General features: G+C 67.6%; 11 protein-coding genes and 1 pseudogene. 2 read left to right on the top strand and 10 right to left on the bottom strand.

Going from position 1 to position 18,331, the window contains the following annotated elements:
* Window positions 1–144: 144 nt before the first annotated feature.
* The 5 genes and pseudogenes from QRM89_RS21340 to mgtE form a co-directional block, all read right to left on the bottom strand.
* A pseudogene (locus tag QRM89_RS21340) lies at window positions 145–388 on the bottom strand (hypothetical protein); the annotation flags it as partial.
* A 140-nt stretch (window positions 389–528) separates the two neighbouring features.
* Window positions 529–1,572, bottom strand: coding sequence for a DUF475 domain-containing protein (locus QRM89_RS00350; RefSeq protein ID WP_011039058.1), 1,044 nt, complete (start codon window positions 1,570–1,572; stop codon window positions 529–531).
* A gap of 106 nt (window positions 1,573–1,678) precedes the next feature.
* Complete coding sequence (locus tag QRM89_RS00345; protein WP_119960926.1) at window positions 1,679–4,387, bottom strand: bifunctional acetate--CoA ligase family protein/GNAT family N-acetyltransferase; 2,709 nt, start codon at window positions 4,385–4,387, stop codon at window positions 1,679–1,681.
* Between the two features lie 272 nt (window positions 4,388–4,659).
* On the bottom strand, window positions 4,660–5,313 hold the full coding sequence (locus QRM89_RS00340) for a hypothetical protein (protein WP_076057181.1): 654 nt from the start codon (window positions 5,311–5,313) through the stop codon (window positions 4,660–4,662).
* 32 nt (window positions 5,314–5,345) lie between these two features.
* On the bottom strand, window positions 5,346–6,713 hold the full coding sequence (gene mgtE, locus QRM89_RS00335) for a magnesium transporter (protein WP_285447028.1): 1,368 nt from the start codon (window positions 6,711–6,713) through the stop codon (window positions 5,346–5,348).
* A gap of 579 nt (window positions 6,714–7,292) precedes the next feature.
* Between mgtE and QRM89_RS00330 the strand changes: the two genes are divergently transcribed.
* Both QRM89_RS00330 and QRM89_RS00325 read left to right on the top strand, forming a co-directional pair.
* Complete coding sequence (locus tag QRM89_RS00330; RefSeq protein WP_285447027.1) at window positions 7,293–8,120, top strand: carbonic anhydrase family protein; 828 nt, start codon at window positions 7,293–7,295, stop codon at window positions 8,118–8,120.
* 374 nt (window positions 8,121–8,494) lie between these two features.
* The gene (locus QRM89_RS00325; RefSeq protein WP_076057184.1) at window positions 8,495–10,306 is read left to right on the top strand and encodes a monovalent cation:proton antiporter-2 (CPA2) family protein; all 1,812 of its coding nucleotides are present in this window, start codon (window positions 8,495–8,497) and stop codon (window positions 10,304–10,306) included.
* Window positions 10,307–10,598: 292 nt separating this feature from the next.
* Here QRM89_RS00325 and zwf read toward each other — a convergent pair whose 3' ends face one another.
* From zwf to QRM89_RS00300, 5 genes are all read right to left on the bottom strand, one after another.
* On the bottom strand, window positions 10,599–12,374 hold the full coding sequence (gene zwf, locus QRM89_RS00320) for a glucose-6-phosphate dehydrogenase (protein ID WP_285447026.1): 1,776 nt from the start codon (window positions 12,372–12,374) through the stop codon (window positions 10,599–10,601).
* Window positions 12,371–14,170 carry a glycoside hydrolase family 15 protein gene (locus QRM89_RS00315; RefSeq protein ID WP_285447025.1) on the bottom strand — a complete coding sequence of 600 codons (1,800 nt, stop codon included), beginning with the start codon at window positions 14,168–14,170 and terminating at the stop codon, window positions 12,371–12,373. Before QRM89_RS00315 ends, zwf begins: the two co-directional genes overlap by 4 nt.
* A 63-nt stretch (window positions 14,171–14,233) precedes the next feature.
* Complete coding sequence (locus QRM89_RS00310) at window positions 14,234–14,563, bottom strand: phosphatase (RefSeq protein ID WP_014506165.1); 330 nt, start codon at window positions 14,561–14,563, stop codon at window positions 14,234–14,236.
* A gap of 26 nt (window positions 14,564–14,589) precedes the next feature.
* Window positions 14,590–17,913 carry an ankyrin repeat domain-containing protein gene (locus QRM89_RS00305; protein ID WP_285447024.1) on the bottom strand — a complete coding sequence of 1,108 codons (3,324 nt, stop codon included), beginning with the start codon at window positions 17,911–17,913 and terminating at the stop codon, window positions 14,590–14,592.
* Window positions 17,906–18,166, bottom strand: a complete 261-nt coding sequence (locus tag QRM89_RS00300; protein WP_114999532.1) for a YcgL domain-containing protein — start codon at window positions 18,164–18,166, stop codon at window positions 17,906–17,908. Before QRM89_RS00300 ends, QRM89_RS00305 begins: the two co-directional genes overlap by 8 nt.
* Between the last annotated feature and the right edge of the window lie 165 nt (window positions 18,167–18,331).

Here is an 18,331-nt window from a genome sequence, read left to right as displayed (position 1 = left end):
CAGCTGCGGCACAGGCCGATGCTGAAGCTGGTCACAGTTGGGTGTGGCTATGTCAAGCGTCACCGCAGGCTTGGCGCGACTGCTCTGGCCCCGGCAACCGCTGCTGCATCCATGGTGGGAAGCGGACTTCTCCCGGGCGTTGCGGTCGAGGGCGCGATGCCCTCGCCGCTCGCGGGACACGCCGTGAACCCGTCCCTGGGGGCTCGGTGGCGGCATCCATGCCGCCACACGGTCCCGCAAGCGGCGAGGACACCGCACCAGACAGTTTGTAGGTGGCTTTGTTGAAAACATGCACACCGACCAGCTCGACTGGTCCTTGCCCGCCCACTGTCGCGGGACCTTACGCGGCATGGATGCCGCGTAAGAGCTTACAAGGACGTACTTGCAGCGTGTCCCGCGATGGTGGGCGGGCAAGGGCCTTGCAGCCAAGTCACAGAAGGAGCGGCGCCGGTCCGTCAGCAGCACCCATCCGACAGCCACGAAGGCGCTCCGTAGCCGCTCTTAAGCAGAGCGCGGCCCGTGGCGGGATCAGATCTCGGTCGGGCCGATGTGGTGGCGCTTGCGGTAGCGGATCGACGACCACACCGAGGCGGCGATGAAGGCCACGCCGATCAGGCCGGTCAGCACTTCCGGCACGTGGTAGACGGTACCCACCAGCATGATGATCGCCAGCACGCCAATGGCGTAATGCGCGCCGTGCTCCAGGAACACGAACTCGTCCAGGGTGCCCTTGTGCACCAGGTAGACGGTCATCGAGCGCACGAACATCGCGCCGATCGCCAGGCCCAGCATGATGATCACCACGTCGCGGGTGATGGCGAAGGCGCCGATCACGCCGTCGAACGAGAACGAGGCGTCCAGCACTTCCAGGTACAGGAAGGCGGCAATGCCTGAGCGCTTGGCCGGGCCCATGCTGCCGTCTTCGCTCTCTTCGGCCTCGAACAAGGCATCCACACTGCCCACCAGCAGGTACAGCAAGATGCCGCCCAGCCCGGCGAACAGCACGCTCTGGAACACCGCATCGGGCAGGAACAGCTTGGTGCCCAGCAGCACCGAGACCGCCACGATCACCGACATCGCATCGGCCTTGCCCAGCTTGCCGACCAGCCGCTCCACCGGGCCGAGCCAGTGCAGCTTGCGGTCCTGGTCGAACAGGAAGTTCAAAAACACCAGCAGCAGGAACATGCCACCGAAGGCGGCAATGGACGGGTAGTGGTCGGTCAGCACCTGGCTGTAGCGGTCCGGCTCCTTCAGCGCCATCTGCATCACCGGCACCAGGCCCATGCCGGTGGCCACCGACACAATCACGATCGGGAACACCAGGCGCATGCCGAACACGGCGATCAGGATGCCCACGGTGAGGAACAGCTTCCGCCAGAACTCGTTCATGTGCTTGAGCACACCGGCGTTGACCACCGCGTTGTCGAACGACAGCGACACCTCCAGCACGCTCAGCACCAGGCACAGCCATAACGCCTGCCAGATGCCCATCGACGAGGTGTGACCCCACCAGGCGGCCAGGCCCAGGCAGATCGCAGTGACCAAAAACGACATTCTGAAATCGCGAAACATTGACACTCCCAGGCGGGCCGAGACGACAGCCGGACGGCGACACCAGGGCAAGGCCTGGCCGGTCCGGCATGCGGTGGAGGATGGGGGACCGCGGCGTGACGGGGAGTCAGGCCGGGCGTGGCTCGCCCATTATAGGGAGTGTCACCGCCATCAGGGTCGGGTCGTCCGGATCCGGGCGCACGCCGAAGCCCAGGCTCTGGCACATCGCCAGCATGGTGCGGTTCTCGCGCAGCACCTGGCCTTCGATCAGTTTCAGGCCCAGCCACCGCGCGTACTCGATCATGATGCGCATCAGCTGCCAGCCGATGCCGTGGCCCTTGAGGTCGGAGCGGATCAGGATGCCGTATTCGCCGCGCGCGTAATCGGCGTCGGCATGCAGGCGCACCGCGCCGAGCATGTCGCCGGTCTTGGGGTCGATGGCCACCAGTGCGATCGAGCGCGCGTAGTCCAGCTGGGTCAGCCGCGCAATGAATTCGTGGCTGAAATGCTTGACCGACTGGAAGAAGCGCAGCCGCAGGTCTTCGTCGGTGACCCGGGCGAAGAACGCGCGGAACAGGGCGTCGTCCTCGGGACGCACCGGGCGCACCAGCGCGTGCGCGCCATCGCCCAGCGCGATGCGGCGCTCCCATTCCTTGGGGTACGGGAAGATCGCAAACCGCGGATGGCCGCGGCCCTTGTGCAGCTTGCGCACCGGCGCCACCGCCACGCGCGCATCCAGCGCAATCACGCCTTCGCGGTCGGCCAGCAGCGGGTTGATGTCCAGCGCGGTGATTTCGGGGATGTCGGCGGCCAGCTGCGCCAGCTTGACCAGCACCAGCGCCACCGCGCGCTCGTCGGCGGCCGGCACGTCGCGGTAGGCCTTGAGGATGCGTGAAACGCGGGTGCGGCCGATCAGTTCGTGGGCCAGGCGCAGGTCCAGCGGCGGCAGCGCCAGCTCGCGGTCGTTGATCACCTCCACCGCCGTGCCGCCACGGCCGAACACGATGGCCGGGCCGAACACCGGGTCATCGGCAATGCCGGCGATCAGCTCGCGCGCCTTGGGCCGCAGCACAGTGGGCTGCACGATCACGCCCTCGATCAGCGCATTGGGGTGCGCGGCGCGGGCACGCGCCAGGATGCCGGCCGCCGCCTCGCGCACTGCCGCCACGCTGGACAGGTTCAGGCGCACGCCGTCCACGTCCGACTTGTGTGCAATCTCGCTGGAGAGCACCTTCAAGGTGACTGTGCGCCCCATTGCCAGCAACGGGTCGGCCAGCAGCGCGGCCTCGTTGGCGGTGGCGGCCACCTGCACCGGCACGATCGGGATGCCGTAGGCGGCCAGCAGGCGGTTGGTGGCGACCGGATCCAGCCAGCGCCTGCCGGCGGCCAGCGCTTCGTTGACCACCGCTCGGCCGATGCCGGCATCGACCACGAAATCTTCCGGCAGGCTGGGCGGGGTTTCCATCAAGGCGGCCTGCGCCTCGCGGTAGCGCACCAGGTGGGTGAAGCCGCGCACCGCGTCCGACTCGGTGGCATAGGTGGGCACGCGCGCGGCGTTGAGCGCGGCAATCGCGGCGTCGTCCTGGCCCAGCCACACCGCAAACACCGGCTTTTCGCGCTGATAGCGGCTGCGCTGTTCCAGCGCGCGGGTCAGTGCCTTGGCCGCATCGGCCGAGGAGGTGAAGGCGGTGGGCACGTTGACCACCAACAAGGCGTCGTTCTCGGAGTCGTCCAGCAATGCTTCGATCGCGGCCGCATAGCGCTCGCCATCGGCGTCGACAATGATGTCCACCGGATTGCTGCGCGACCAGCCTTCGGGCAGCGATTGATCCAGCCGCTCCAGCGTCTTGGCCGACAACTCGGCCAGGGTGCCGCCGCGCAGCAACAGCTGGTCCATTGCCAACTGCCCCACCCCGCCGCCATTGCTCAAGATCGCCAGCCGACGGCCCGGAAAACTGCCCAGACGGCCCAGCGTTTCGGCCGCGGCGAACAGTTCGTCCAGCGCCCCCACCCGCAACAGCCCGGCCCGTGCGAACGCGGCGCCATACACCGCATCCGAGCCGGCCAGCGCCTGCGCGTGGGTGTCGGCATTGGGATCAATGCGGAACTGCCGCCCGGACTTGACCACCACCACCGGCTTGGCGCGCGCGGCGGCACGCGCCGCCGACATGAACTTGCGCGCATCGCCAATGCGTTCGACATACAGCAGGATCGCGCGGGTGCGGTAGTCGGTGGCGAAGTAATCCAGCAGATCGCCGAAATCCACGTCCAGCGTGTCGCCCAGCGAGACCACCGCCGAAAACCCCACCGAGCGCGCCACGCCCCACTCCACCAGCGCCGCGGCAATGGCGCTGGATTCGGAAATCAGCGCCAGGTCGCCGGCCTGCGGGCAATGCGCGGCGATGCTGGCGTTGAGCCGCGCATGCGGGGCGATCACGCCCAAACAGTGCGGGCCGAGGATGCGCATGCCCTTGGCCCGCGCCGCTGCTTCCACGCGCGCGGCCGGCGAGCCGGCACCACTGCCCAGGCCGGCAGTGAGAATGATGGCCGCTGCCACACCACGCCGCGCGGCGATGGAGACAATGCGCGGCACGATGCGTGCCGGCGCGGTGATCACCACCAGGTCCGGCACCCAGGGCAGGTCGGTCAACCGCGCCACCGTGCGCACGCCGTCGATTTCGGTATAGCGCGGGCTGACCCAGCCGATTTGCCCGGGAAACCCGGCCGCACGCAGATTGCGCACCACCGCGCGCCCGGCCGAGCGCTCGCGCGGGCTGCCGCCCACCACCGCGACGGTGGTGGGGCGGAACACCTGTTGCAGGTGATACGTACTCATCGTGCAGAAGATGCGGAAACCATCGCGCTACGGTACACGCACTGGCGTGCGAGGGCATGCGGCAAGGTTGGCGAACGCAAGATGGCGGGGCGGCCGACCGGTGTGCGTGCTCCCTGCGGGCAGGGACTTGGCGCACCCGTCTCGCGGCATGGCCGTCGTCGACAATCGTCGATCGTTTTCGCCGAAGACTGTTCGAGTTGGTGATTTTTTTTGGCTGGTCAGTGCACCACTGGCTGCACCGTCGTCATGCCTGCCGCCCTGTCGATGCCTGCCTACTTTGAAAGTGTCGAGGTCGATGTGCGGCAACGCTGGGCGCCGTAAGCCACCGAATAGGGTTCGTCGTAGCATTTGATCAGGCCATCGACGACATCCAGGTTTGGTGGCCAGCGCACCTTCATCTCAGCTCGGCCCTTCTCGGCGGGAAAAACCATATAGCCATCCTGCAGCGGCGGCATATCCTTGGCCTGCGGATAGGGCACCATCGCAAGCCGCGCACGTGCGGCATCAAGGCCGGCGCGGTCGCGTTTGAGGAACGCGAGCATCGCATCCACATACAGATTCCAGCCGGCGAGATCCTCGGCGGCTGGCTTGTAAGACTTTTCGAACAAGGCGATCGCCTGTGCCGTTTGACCAGCGTCTGCACGCATCTGGCCTTCGTGCCAGGTCATTATCCCGCCAGTGATCGCATGCGCCAGGCGATACTCGCGCAGCAGATCGGCTGCCGCCACGGTGCAACCGGGGCGGTCGGCGATGGTGCGCCAGCCGCCCTGCATGTCTTGGTCGAAGGCGTTCTCATCCAGCGCCAGCATGGCGGCGCGATCATAGGCACAGGCCGGTGGATGGGCCTGTTCGGCCCATCCTGGCTGCGACATGGCGACCAGCAATGCACTCGCCCCAAGTACATACCGCAGCGCCTTGTTGCCCATCGCGATCTCCTTATCGGTCGTGTTGGCAAAGCCTACAACAACGTTCCACTCAAGATGGCCGCCGCAATGCTGAAATAGATCACCAAGCCGGTGACATCCACCAACGTTGCAACGAACGGCGCCGAGGCACTGGCGGGATCGAAGCCGAAGCGTTGCAACACGAACGGCAGCATCGAGCCGGACAAGGAGCCGAAGGTGACGATGCCCACCAGTGCCGCGCCGATGGTGAGCGCCACCATCTGCCAGTGCGGGCCGTAGTCGTACAGGCCGGCGTTCTGCCAGATGGCGATGCGCACGATCGCCAGCACGCCCAGAATGGCGCCCAGCGTGAGCCCGGTGGGCAACTCGCGCAGCGCCACCTTCCACCAGTCGCGCAGGCGGATTTCGCGCAATGCCAGCGAGCGGATCAGCAGCGAGGTGGCCTGCGAGCCGGAGTTGCCGCCCGAGCTCATGATCAACGGAATGAACAAGGTCAGCACCACCGCCTTGGACAGCTCGTCCTCGAAGTGCTGCATGGCGCTGGCGGTGAGCATTTCGCCCAGAAACAACACGCTCAGCCAGCCGGCGCGCTTCTTGATCATCTGCCCGAAGCCGATCTGCATGTACGGCTTGTCCAGCGCTTCCATGCCGCCGAACTTGTGCACGTCTTCGGTGGATTCGGCGATCAACGCATCCAGCACATCGTCCACGGTGACGATGCCCAGCACGTGGCCGCAGGCATCCACCACCGGAATCGCCAGCAGGTCATGGCGGCGGATCAGCCGCGCCACTTCTTCCTGATCCAGGGCCGGGTCTACGGTGACCGGCGGATTGACCTGCGCCACCTCCAGGATCGGTGCCTCGGCCGCGCCGGTGATCAACCGGCGCATGGTCACCACCTGCTGCAGCACACGCGTGTGTGGATCCAGCAGATAGATCGCATACACGGTCTCGCGGCTGCGCTCCACATCGCGGATGTGCTGCAAGGTGCGCCCCACCGTCCAGTCCGACGGCACCGCCACAAACTCGGTGGTCATCAGCGCACCGGCGGTGTTGGGCGGATAGCGCATCAAGGCCTGGATCGACAGCCGCGCTTCGGCGCTGAGCCGCCACAACAGCGGCTCGCGTTGATCGGCGTCCAGGCCGTGGAAGATGTCGGTGGCGCGGTCGTCGGCCATCTGCCCGAGCAGCACGGCGGCATGCTCGGCCGGCAGCTGCGCAACCAGCGCACTGGCATCGCGCAGCTCGGGTTGTTCGAGCAGCTTCACCGCACGCGGCTGCGGCAACACCGCCAGCAGATGCGCGGCATCGTCGCGGTCGAGGGTGTTGAGATATTCCACCGCATCGGCCGTGTTGAGTTCGGCCAGGGGTGCGGTCAATGCATCGACGCCTTGGGCAAGGCGCAGGGTTTCGTTGTACATGGGGGTTCGCCTGGTGACGACCGTCGTCGATGACAGCCGGCGAACCTGAAGCCTCAGGCGCTCGTCAGCTGGGTCATCGACCCGGGTCTAGGGTGACTGTCGCTGGACATGAGAGTGAGCTCCGTAAGTGCGGCCGAGCGGATGCTCCGGTCGGTGCGCGGCGCAGTCTGCGCGCATGTGTCCGCCTGGTCAATGCCTCGCGTGCGCCGCGCTTAAGTGCGCGTTTGGCAGGGCAATCGCGTGCTGTGCGCGGCCGGCGTTGTCACGCGTCGCGACGATTGGCAGCGGCGTTTCGCCTGCAACAAAATTGCGACACGCACAGATCCTGCTACGGCGCGCACGCAGGGACGAGGCACGCGTAGCGGCAAGGCGCAGCGTTGCCATCGGTTGCCGTTGCATCCTGCACATAGATGCGCACGCGCTGATCGGCCGCAGTGAACCGGCTGTCGCAAACCTGTGCTGTGCGGCACGGCAATCGGTACAGTTCGCTTCCCGGCATTGCCGTTCCCGCACAGCGTTTGCGGGAGCCGCACCGGCCATCGCATTCACGCCACTCCGCTGCTTTGCCAGGAACCTTTCATGCCGTCTTTCAAGTCGTTTTTGTTACACCGCGTCAGCCCGGTCTGCCTATGCGTTGCCGCTGGTTGGGGCACGGTGGCGATGGCGCAGACCGTGTTGCCCGACGCCACGCCAGTGCACGCGCACGAAACCACCCAGCATGACGGGCACGAGTGGGGCTACACCGGCCCGGAGGGCGCCGAGCACTGGGCCGAACTGGCCAAGGAAAATGCGCTGTGCGGCAATGGGCAGCAGAACAGTCCCATCGATCTGAAGGACGCGATCGACGCCACGCTGGGCAAGCTGCAACTGGACTACGGCGCAGTGCCGCTGGTGGTGCGCAACACCGGCCACTCCATCCAGCTGGATCTACACGCCGGCGGCACGATGCGGGTCGGCGGCAAGCAGTACGATGCCCTGCAGCTGCATTTCCATCATCCCAGCGAGCACCTGTTGAATGGCCGGCGCTTCCCGATGGAGGCGCACATCGTGCACCAGGGCCCGGACGGAACGCTCGGCGTGCTGGCGATCTTCTTCGAGACCGGCAAGGCCAATCCGGCCTTCCAGCGCGTGCTCGACGCCATGCCGAGCGACAAGAACCAGACCCGGCAGGTGGCCGATGCACTCGTGCGCGCCAGCGATTTTCTCCCGCCCGCCACTCAGCGCAGCTTCTACCGCTACGAAGGCTCGCTGACCACCCCGCCTTGCAGCGAAACGGTGGACTGGGTGGTCTTGAGTCAGCCGGTGCAGGTGTCCAGGGAACAGATCAACGCGTTCGAGCGCGTGTACCCGTTCAACGCGCGCCCACTGCAGCCGCTGGATCGTCGCTTCCTGCTCAAGAGCCACTGAGCCTGGCGCGAGCGCGTTGCCGCCATCGCAGCGCGCTGAACACTGTTTTGCTCCTAGCTCCGCGTCTCCTCGCTAAACCGACAGCCGACGTCCGTTGTGCGTTGACTGTCGGGTTGGCTGCTGCCATGCGCAGCGGAGGTCAGCGCGTTGCACGCGTGCGGATGGCGCGCGGAGGCTTGCGTCGTCGTGCCGGGGTTTGGGGGAGACGGGCACACTCCGCTTCCACCGCACGCAACAAGAGCACTCGGCCGCCATTGTCTGAGGGCGGGGTCGAGGCTCATGCGTGACGGCCGCCCCCAGCGGCCCCGGCACAGGCATGCAAGCCGGCTGCCTGCCTTGCGCGGCATAATGCGCACCTCAACGGAGAGTGCAACATGCATAGCGGCGGCCTCGAACTGGCCTTGGTCCTGATGCTGGCGGCGATCGTGGCCGTGCCGGTGTTCAAGCGCTTCGGCCTGGGTGCGGTGCTGGCGTACCTGGTTGCCGGCGTGGTGCTCGGGCCCGATGGCGTGGGCGTGGTGCAGGATGCCGAACGCATCAGCGGCGCGGCCGAGATCGGTGTGGTGATGTTGCTGTTCGTGATCGGGCTGGAGCTGTCGCCGGCACGGCTGAAGGTGATGCGCCATTCGGTGTTCGGCGCCGGCACCACCCAGGTGGTGATGACCGCGCTGATCCTGGGCGGCCTGCTGATGGCCGGGCAACTGGGCTGGAAAACCTCGCTCATCGTCGGCGTGGCGCTGGCGCTGTCGTCCACTGCGGTGGGCCTGCAGCTACTGGCCGAACGCAAGGCGCTGGGCAGCGATTACGGACGACTGGCCTTCGCCATCCTGCTGTTTCAGGACTTGATCGCCATCCCGCTGCTGGCCGCCATTCCGCTGCTGGGCGGCAGCAAAAACGCCACGCTGGATTGGCAGGACGTGGCCAAGGCGCTGGTGGCGTTGACGCTGGTCATCCTGTGCGGCCGCTTCGTGCTGCGGTATCTATTCAATGTGGTGGCGCGCACGCGCATGCCCGAGGTGTTCACCGCCAGCGCCTTGCTGGTGGTGCTGGGCACTGCCTGGATCATGCAGGAGGCCGGCCTGAGCGCCAGCCTGGGCGCCTTCATCGCCGGCGTGCTGCTAGCGGATTCGGAATTCCGCCACGAGCTCGAATCGCAGATCGAGCCGTTCGAAGGCTTGCTGCTTGGGCTGTTCTTCATTTCGGTGGGCATGGGCATCGATCTGGACCGGGTGGTGTCCGAACCGTGGTTGATCGCCGCCGGCGTGGGCATCTTGCTGCTGGTCAAGTTCGCGCTGCTGGTGGGGATCGGCACCGTGGCGAAGCTGCCGCTGCGCAGCAGCCTGATGCTGGGTGGCGTGTTGTGGCTGGGCGGCGAATTCGCATTTGTAGTCTTCAACGAGGCTGATCGCGTCGGCCTGCTGGACGCCGCCAACCACGACCGCCTGGTCGCCATCGTGGGTGTTTCGATGGCGCTGACGCCGCTGTTGCTGCTCGGCATCCAGCGTGTGCTCAATGGCCCGCTGCGCATCAAGGTGCCCAAATCCGAGCGCCCCTACGACACCATCGACACGCAGACGCCCAAGGTGCTGATCGCCGGCATGGGCCGCTTCGGCCAGGTGATCGCGCGCCTGCTCACCGCGCGGCACGTGCCGTTCGTGGCGCTGGAACACAACCCGGACACGGTGGAGGATCTACGCCGCTTCGGCAGCCAGCTGTACTACGGCGACCCGACCCGCCCGGAGCTGCTGCGCGCCGCCGGTGCCGAGCGCATCAAGGTCTTTGTGATCGCGGTGGACGACCCGGACACCAACATCAAGACGGTGCGGCTGATCCGCCGCCTGTACCCGAACGCCACGGTGCTGGCGCGTGCGCGCAACCGCCAGCACGCCTGGAAACTGATGGACCTGGGTGCCGAGCCGTTCCGCGAAGTGTTCGCTTCCAGCCTGGAGCTGGGCGGGCGCGTATTGACCTCGCTGGGGCTTGGCGAGGCCGACGCGCAGGAGCACGTCACACGCTTCCGCCACCACGACGAAGACCTGCTGCGCCGCCAGCATCTGGTCTACGACGACGAGGCCAAGGTGATCCAGACCTCGCGCGATGCACGCGAAGACCTGATGCATCTGTTCGAAGCCGACGTCAAGGCCGAAGTGGATCCGGAGCCTGCACCGGTTACGCCCGAGCGGTAAGACACGCATCGGCACATGCGATCACGCGCACTTAGTCGCAGTTGAGAGAAGCCCGTAGGAGCGCGCTTGCGCGCGATGCGGCGTTACCGGATGTCTGTCAGTCCATACGCACGAAAGATGATCCCTCTGTTCCAGAGCACCTTCAAAGAAAACATCAAAGCCGCCGCGGACCAAGAACGAAGAACGCCTGTTGATAGTCACATCAACGTAGGAGCGCGCTCGCGCGCGATGAGGCATTCCCGATCAAGCCTCATCGCGCGCAAGCGCGCTCCTACGCACTCTTTCCGCGTCTCTACGAAGCGCTCTTTTTGACAGCTTTGGTTACCGACTTCGTCGCCTTTTTGGTAGCGCGCTTGGTGACCGCCTTGCTTGCCGCCTTGCTCGGCGACGCCGCCGCTGCAGATTTACCCGCCGCCGCAGCGCTGCGCTTGGCAGGCACCTTGGCGACTTTTTTCGCAGCCTTTTTGACCGCCTTCTTGGCGCTCTTCTTCGCCGGTGCCGCCGCACCCGCACGTGCCTCAGGCGGGCGACGCGGCGGCGGTTTGCGGCCCGGGGTGAGCGCACGCCAGGCGTGCCCGCCATTCATCGCCAGCAACGCATCGGCCGCCGACGGGCCGGCACTGCCAGCCGCGTAATTGGGAAAGTCGCTGGGCGGTTGCTTCCACGCATCCAGGATCGGCTGCACGATGCGCCACGCGCCTTCCACCATCGCTGCATCCTGGAACAGGCCGGCCTCGCCATTCATGCAGTCCTGCAGCAGACGCTCGTAGCCAACGGTGTATTCCTTCGGGAACCAGTCGCGGTAGCGGAAGTCCATCCGCACCGGCGCCAACGCCACTTGCGCACCCGGGCGCTTGACGTCGAACTGCAGCGAGATGCCTTCATCGGGCTGGATATGCAACACCAGCCAGTCGGGGCCGTAGCCACCCACTTCGGTGCTACGAAATGGCGCCAGCGGTGCGGGCTTGAAGCGGATCGCAATCTCGGTGGTGCGTTCGCGCAGGCGCTTGCCGGTGCGCAGATAGAACGGCACGCCGGCCCAGCGCCAGGTGTCGACCTGCAACTTCATCGCCACGAAGGTTTCGGTTTCCGACTCGTCCGGTACGGTGTCTTCTTCGCGGTATCCCGGCACGGCGCTGCGATTGACCGCACCGGACGCGTACTGCCCGCGCACCACGTCTTCAGGTTTGATCGGGCGCACCGCTTCGATCACTTCGGCGCGGCGGCGATGCATCGCCTCGGTGGTGAACGCGGCCGGCGGCTCCATCGCAATCATCGCCAGCAACTGGAACAGATGGTTGGGCACCATGTCGCGCAGGCAGCCGGTGGGATCGTAGAAACGCCCGCGCCCTTCCACACCGATGGTTTCGGCGGCGGTGATCTGCACATGGTCGATGCGGTCGCGGTTCCACACCGGCTCGAACAGGCCATTGGCGAAGCGGAACGCCAGGATGTTCTGCACGGTTTCCTTGCCCAGGAAATGGTCGATGCGGAACACCTGGTCTTCGTGCAGCACGCGCGCAACGGTGGCATTGAGATGCTTGGCACTGGGTAGGTCGTGGCCGAACGGCTTTTCCACGATCACCCGGCGCCAGCCGGCGCCCTCGCGCTGCTTGACCAGCCCCGCCTCGCCCAGATTCAGCAGCACCGGCTCGAAGAAGCGCGCAGCGGTGGCGAGATAGAACAGCACATTTCCGCGGGTGCCATAGCGCTTGTGCAGTTTTTCCAGCACGCCGTCCAGCGACTGATAGGCACGCAGGTCGGTGAAGTCGCCGCGCACGTAATGCATGCGCTCGCGCAACCAGTCCCAGGTATCGGTATCGAATCCATCGGCCTGGAACTCGGCATCGCGGCTGCTCAGCAGCTCGGTCATCGCCTTGCCCATGTTGGTGCGCCAGGCACGCTCGGTGATGTCGCCGTGGTCCATGCCGACAATGGCGAATTCATCGCCAAGTGCACCGGCGCGGCGCAGGTTGTACAGCGCCGGCATCACCAAGCGCCGGGTCAGATCACCGCGCGCACCGAACACCACGATGATGCACGGCGGGGTGGTCACTTGCTCACTCATGGATGCGTCTCCTTCTCGCCCATGCGTCCATGCAGGCGCAATGCCGCATTGACCAGGGCCACGTGGGAATACCCTTGCGGGAAGTTGCCAAGCATGCGTTTGCCACGCGGGTCGTACTCTTCGGCGAGCAGGCCCACGTCGTTGCACAGCCCGAGCAGGCGCTCGAGCAATGCGCGCGCCTGCTCGGTGCGGCCGAGCAAGGCGTAGTTTTCCACCAGCCAGAAACTGCAGGCGATGAAGGTGCCCTCGCCGGCCGGCAGGCCATCGGCACTGTCGTCGGCGCGATAGCGTTCGACCAGGCCATCGATGGTGAGGTCGCGCGCGATGGCGTCGGCGGTGGCGGCAATGCGCGGATCATCCGGCGGCAGGAAGCCGACGATGGGAATCAGCAATAACGACGCATCCAGCCGATCCGAGCCGTAGCTCTGCACGAAATACCCATCCGGGTGCACGCCTTTTTCCAGCACCTCGGTGCGGATCTCCTCGGCGATACGGCCCCAATGCGCGCGTTTTTCGGCGCTGGCATTGGTGATGCCGTCGCGGCAGCCGCAATCGAAGGCCAGCCACGCCATGACCTTGGAATGCACGAAGTGGCGGCGTTCGTCGCGCACTTCCCAGATGCCTTCGTCGGGTGTGCGCCACAGGTCTTCGAGCATTTCCAGGAAATGCTCTAGCAACGAGGCCGAAGAACCGTCGTCATCGGCCGGCGGCGGGACGCCTTTTTCGCGCGCGTAGTGAAACGCGCCGATCAGTTCGCCATAGACATCGAGCTGAAACTGGTCTACCGCGCCGTTGCCGATCCGCACCGGCGTCGAGCCTTCGTAGCCAGGCAACCAATGCGCTTCCCATTCCTGCAAGCGACGCTCGCCAGCGATGCCGTACAGCGCCTGCAGCTGATCCGGCGAACCGGCGATGGCCCGTTGCACCCAATCGCGAAATGCCGAGGCTTCATCGCGGTAGCCGGCCTGCAACAACGCGATCAGGGTGAACACCGAATCGCGCAGCCAGCAATAGCGGTAATCCCAATTCCGCGTGCCGCCCAGGTGTTCGGGCAGCGAGGCAGTGGGCGCGGCGACAATGCCGCCGGTGGGCAGATAACTCAGCCCCTTCAGCACCACCAGCGATCGCTTCACCTGCTGCGTCCACGGGCCTACATCGGTGCACCGCCGCGCCCAGCCGTGCCAGAACGCGGTGGTGCGCTGCAGGGCTTCATCCGGGTCGATGGCCGGCGGCACGGTCTGGTGCGACAGGCCGTGACTGAGCAGAAACCAGGTGCTCTCGCCCTCGCGCAGGGTGAAGTCGGTTTCGGTGCCCAGGTCCTTGCCTTGCAGCGTCTGCGGCGTGCGCAGTGCCAGCTGATCCGGACCGGCAATGGCGCGAATGCCGCCATCGATGCTGGTCACCCACGGCACCGTGCGGCCGTAATTGAAGCGGAAGGTCAGGCGCATGTGCATGGGCACTTCGCCCTGCACGCAACGCACCATGCGCACCAGATGCTGATGCACCTCGCCGTCGTCGCTGGCCACCATGAAGTCGACCAGTTCCACCGTGCCGGTGTCGGTGATGAGCCGGGTGCGCAGCACCAGGCTGTCGTCTTCGTAGGCGCGCTCGCTGCGGAAATCGGCGGCCGGCGCCAGCGCCCATTGGCCGTGTTCCGGCATGCCCAGCAGCGAGGCGAAGACTGCATCGGAATCGAAGCGTGGCAGGCACAGCCAGTCGATGGTGCCGCAGTGGTCGACCAGGGCCGCGCTGTGGCAATTGCCCAGCATGGCGTGGTCCTCGATACGGACGCTCATCGGGTGGGCGCTTCCTTCGTGCGAGTCAAGCCTCAGTGTTGCACGCGAGGTGTCGGGATCGGGTTACGAATGCGCCGGCAAACGCAGCAGTGGTGGCACCGTGTGTTCCAGCCGGCGGATCAGTTCCGGCTGCATGTAGGTGTAGTCGTCGGGAATCTGCAGGCAGGCCACACGGCAGTGCCGCAGGTGCGCAGCGAAGCGCCGGCGCAACAGCTGCAGATGGCGGCGCTCCATCACCAGCACCAAGTCGCTGTCGTGCAGCAGCTCGGGCGTGACCGGTTGCTCTGCATCGGGCGCCAGCCCGGCCGATTGCGTGAGCACATTCGGCCACTGCGCGAAGACGTGCTCGGCGGTAGGGCTGCGCAGCCGATTGCGGCTGCACACGAACAGCACCCGCAGCGGCGCGGAGGCGCGCTGGCTCAGCGGCCTTCGCGCAGGAAGCGCGCCATCGACGACACCCCCGGCAACGCCGGTTCGAACTGGCCCGCCACGTCGATGAAGCCGCGCATGATCGCAATCTCGCGCGGGGTGCGGTTGAGCGCGTCGCGGCGGTCCGAATCGGCGCCGGCACGCAACAGGCGCTGCACCAGCAGGGGCAGCCCATGCAGGGCCGCCAGATGCAGCGGGCCGAAGCCGCGCTGATCGGCCACATCCAGCGCCACGTCTTCGTCGAGCAGGCGCTCCACACCGGCCAGTACAACCTGCTCGTCGCAGGCGGTGCCAGGTTCAGCGCGCGCGCCCAGCAACATCAGCAGCGGGCTGACCCGCCCGCCGGCCAGGTAATCCGGGTCGGCGCCGGCCAGCAGCAAGGTGTCCAGCAGCGCCAGCAGACGGATCTTGTCGCGCGCGGTGAAACCGTACAGCGCGGCACAATGCAGCGCCGCCAGGCCCTGGTCGTCGTTGGCATGCACGTCGGCGCCGGCGGCGAGCAGGCGCGCCACGATGTCCGGCAGGCCCAGCGCACAGGCCAGCATCAGCACGGTGACGCCACCGGGCAGGCGGTGTTCGATCTGCGCGCCGGCCGCCAGCAGCGCCGCCACGATCTGGGTCTGGCGCATGCTCACCGCCGCCGACAATGGCGTGGCGCCGCTGTTGGCGGCACGCTGCGGGTCCGCGCCACGGCCGAGCAGATGGGTCACCACGGCCAGATGGCCGCTGCCGGCTGCACGCAGCAGTGCGGTGCAGCCCTGCGCGTCCACCGCATCCACCGGCAGGCCGAGGTCGATCAGGCGCCGCACCGCATCGGTATCGCCGGTCATCGCCGCGGCCGGCACATCGGCCTCGCGCAGCGTGCGGCGTGGCAGCGACCAGATGCGCCAGTCCAGCCAATCGGCCAGATCGCGCCGGCCGATCGACAACGCCACGCCCAGCGGGGTCTGCCCGTCGGCGGCGCGCGCTTCCGGCGAGGCGCCTTGCTTGACCAGCAATTTGAGCGAGGCCTCGCGGCCCAGCGCGGTGGCCAGATGCAGCGCGGTCATGCCGTGGCTGTCGCGCGCTTCGCGGTCCACGCCGTGTTCGAGCAGCCACTGCTGCAGGCGCAACCAACCCAGGCGCACCGCCAGCGACAGCGGCGGGTCGCCAGCGGCCGACGGCGCGAACGGGTCGGCGCCGCGTTCCAGCAATTCCAGCGCGAACTGTTCCAGCCCGCGCGAGGCCGCGTCGTGCTGCACGCAGGCGCTGAGCAGGCGGGTCAGCCCGCCGGCACCGGCCGGCGAGACGCCGTGGCGCAGCAACACCTGCAGCGCCGGTATCGCTTCGACGCCACGCGAGAGCAGCGCGAACATCGGCACGTCACCGCAGGCATCGCGCACCTCGGCATCGGCCCCGTGGCGCAGCAGCCAGTCGACCGCGTCGGCATTCAGGGCCAGGTGCGCGTCGTGCAGCAGGCCGCCCAGTTCTTCCGGGCCGCACAGCCGCGCCAGTGCAACCAGGCCATCGCGCTGGCCCAGCTGCAGGCCTTCGCGCAACAGCACCAGCGGCGGGCGGTCCGGTAGCTGCGTGGTGGGACCGACACCGTCGCCGTGCGCGTCACTCACCGCCGAGGGCAGCGGATAAGCCGGATCGAGCAGGCGCACGATCGCCCAACGGCCCGCTTCGGCGGCCACGTCTACGGCGCGGCGGCCGTGCATGTCCTGCGCATCGGCGGGGACGTCCAGCTCCAGCAGGCGGCGGATCAGCGCTGGCGACACGGTGTCGGCGGCGCACGCCAGCATCACCGCATTGCGGCCGTCGCCATCGATCGCCAGCACGTCGGTCTTGCGCGCCACCAGCCGCTCCAGCACCGCGCTGCGGGCCTGGCGGGCGGCATCCAGCCACGGCGTGCGGCCGAGCAGGTCGCGCGCTTCCAGATTCGCGCCGGCCGCCAGCAACGCCTCGACGATGTCGCCGTGCCCGGCCAACGCGGCTTCGTGCAGCGCACTGCGGCGCTGGCGGTCGCGCGCATCCACGCGCGCCTTGTGCTTGAGCAGCAGTTGGACGCCGGCCGGGTCGTCTTCCTCGGTCCCTGCGGCCGCCAGCAACACCGGCGCACCACCGGCCGGCTCGGACTGCGCGCCGCGTTCCAGCAGGAACTTGGCCAGGCGCCAATTGCCGACCTGGCAGGCCATTGCCAGCGGCGAGTGGCCTTCGTTATTCAGCGCATCCAGTTCGGCGGCGGCATCGCGCAGCAGCGCGGCCACGCCGGGGTCGGAACTGCGCACCGCGTGGTGCAGCGGCGTGTTGCCATCGTTGTCGGTGGCGCGCGGGTCGGCGCCGTTGGCCAGCAGCGTCATCACCGCATCCGGGCGGCCATGCCAGCTGTCGCGGGTGGCCGCCAGCAGCGGGGTCATGCCGCGGTGCGGCTGGTTGACGTCCACGCGCCGGGTGATCAGTTCGCGCAGCAGGCGCAGGTCAGGCAGCACGGCAGCCAGCGCCGGCAGGCTGCGTTGATCGCGCCATTCCGGCAGCGGCAGCGCCTGCGGGTCGGCGCCGGCCTCGAGCAGTTGCAGCGCCCGATCCACGCGCCCGCCGCGGGCGGCTTCATACAGCTCCGGCACCAGCTGATGCTGGGCCACCGGTTCCAGCGGGCCGGGTTCGGCCGCGGCTTCGGAGAAGAAATCCGCGGCCTGGCGGGGCGCCAGCGTCTCGGTGCGCGCCGGCGGCACGGTGCGCTGCAGCAGCAGGTGGGCAGCCGGCAGCAACACACTCGCGGCGACCGCCAGGCCCCAACGCAGCCCGCCGGACAGACCGCCCGGCCATGCCAGCGCCACGCCCAGCCCGCACACCGCCAGCACCAGGGCCGCGACCAACAGGCCGCGCCAGGCGTGCAGTTCCTGCGTGGCCAATGCATGCCAGCGTGGCGTCAGCGGGCCGCCGTCGCGTTCCACCTCACCCCACAGCGGCCAGGTACGCCACAGCCCGAGCAACGCGGCGCTCACCGCCACACTGAGCGCCAGCGCGGCGGCCAGGCTGCCGCTGTCGCGCAGGGCGGTCAGCGGCCAGGTAATCAGCGCGCCGAGGGCGAGCAGCCCAACGCCCCACAGCGTCAGCAAAGGCGGCAGGCCTGGCAGCAGTGCGCGGGGGTGGGACGGCAATGCGCGGGTGCCGCGCAGCCACGACACCGCCAGCGCAAAGGCCGGTTGCGCCAGCCACAGTGCCAGCGCGGCAACAACGCCGCCCATGCCGCCGAGCAGGGTGAGCACCACGCCGGCCGCAGCGGCCAGCCCCGCAGCGCGCAGCCGCACGGCTCGCTGCGGCTCAGTCATAGTCGCACTCGCCCGCCAGCACCACCGTCTTCGGCAATTGCAGATAGAAGCCGTGGCTGGCCAGCGCCGCGCGCACGGTGTCCACGTCGGCCTGCGCCAGGCGGCGCTCCGGCGTCAACGCCACGTCCAGCACGAACGCGAACGGCGCCAACCGCGCCTGCACGTCGGCGGGAATCACGGAGAAATCGTCACGCGTGGCGAGATAGACGAACGTGTCCTGCTTGCGTTGGCTTTTATAGACGTAGGCGTGCATGCGCGCGTGGTCGCGCTCTAGGTGATGTGGGTCGCAGGATTGTGTCCCAATTGCGGCCATGGCGAAAGCGCGGCACGCGCGGAAAATCCCAGTCGCGTCAGCCACATGACCGTCACGTTCAGTTGCGCCATCGACGGGTGGTCTACCCGCCACCGATATACTGCG

It is taken from the genome of Xanthomonas sp. LMC-A-07, from assembly GCF_030208825.1.
GTDB lineage: Bacteria > Pseudomonadota > Gammaproteobacteria > Xanthomonadales > Xanthomonadaceae > Xanthomonas > Xanthomonas campestris.
Note: the sequence above shows the minus strand (reverse complement) of the source record. Positions and strands in the feature narration are given on the sequence as shown.

What these genes read in the sequence shown, in the direction of transcription:
- QRM89_RS00305 (WP_285447024.1), bottom strand. Translation starts at nt 17,913, where the DNA reads ATGACTGAGCCGCAGCGAGCCGTGCGGCTGCGCGCTGCGGGGCTGGCC.
- mgtE (WP_285447028.1), bottom strand. Translation starts at nt 6,713, where the DNA reads ATGTACAACGAAACCCTGCGCCTTGCCCAAGGCGTCGATGCATTGACC.
- QRM89_RS00315 (WP_285447025.1), bottom strand. Translation starts at nt 14,170, where the DNA reads ATGAGCGTCCGTATCGAGGACCACGCCATGCTGGGCAATTGCCACAGC.
- QRM89_RS00325 (WP_076057184.1), top strand. Translation starts at nt 8,495, where the DNA reads ATGCATAGCGGCGGCCTCGAACTGGCCTTGGTCCTGATGCTGGCGGCG.
- QRM89_RS00300 (WP_114999532.1), bottom strand. Translation starts at nt 18,166, where the DNA reads ATGCACGCCTACGTCTATAAAAGCCAACGCAAGCAGGACACGTTCGTC.
- zwf (WP_285447026.1), bottom strand. Translation starts at nt 12,374, where the DNA reads ATGAGTGAGCAAGTGACCACCCCGCCGTGCATCATCGTGGTGTTCGGT.
- QRM89_RS00340 (WP_076057181.1), bottom strand. Translation starts at nt 5,313, where the DNA reads ATGGGCAACAAGGCGCTGCGGTATGTACTTGGGGCGAGTGCATTGCTG.
- QRM89_RS00350 (WP_011039058.1), bottom strand. Translation starts at nt 1,572, where the DNA reads ATGTTTCGCGATTTCAGAATGTCGTTTTTGGTCACTGCGATCTGCCTG.
- QRM89_RS00345 (WP_119960926.1), bottom strand. Translation starts at nt 4,387, where the DNA reads ATGAGTACGTATCACCTGCAACAGGTGTTCCGCCCCACCACCGTCGCG.
- QRM89_RS00330 (WP_285447027.1), top strand. Translation starts at nt 7,293, where the DNA reads ATGCCGTCTTTCAAGTCGTTTTTGTTACACCGCGTCAGCCCGGTCTGC.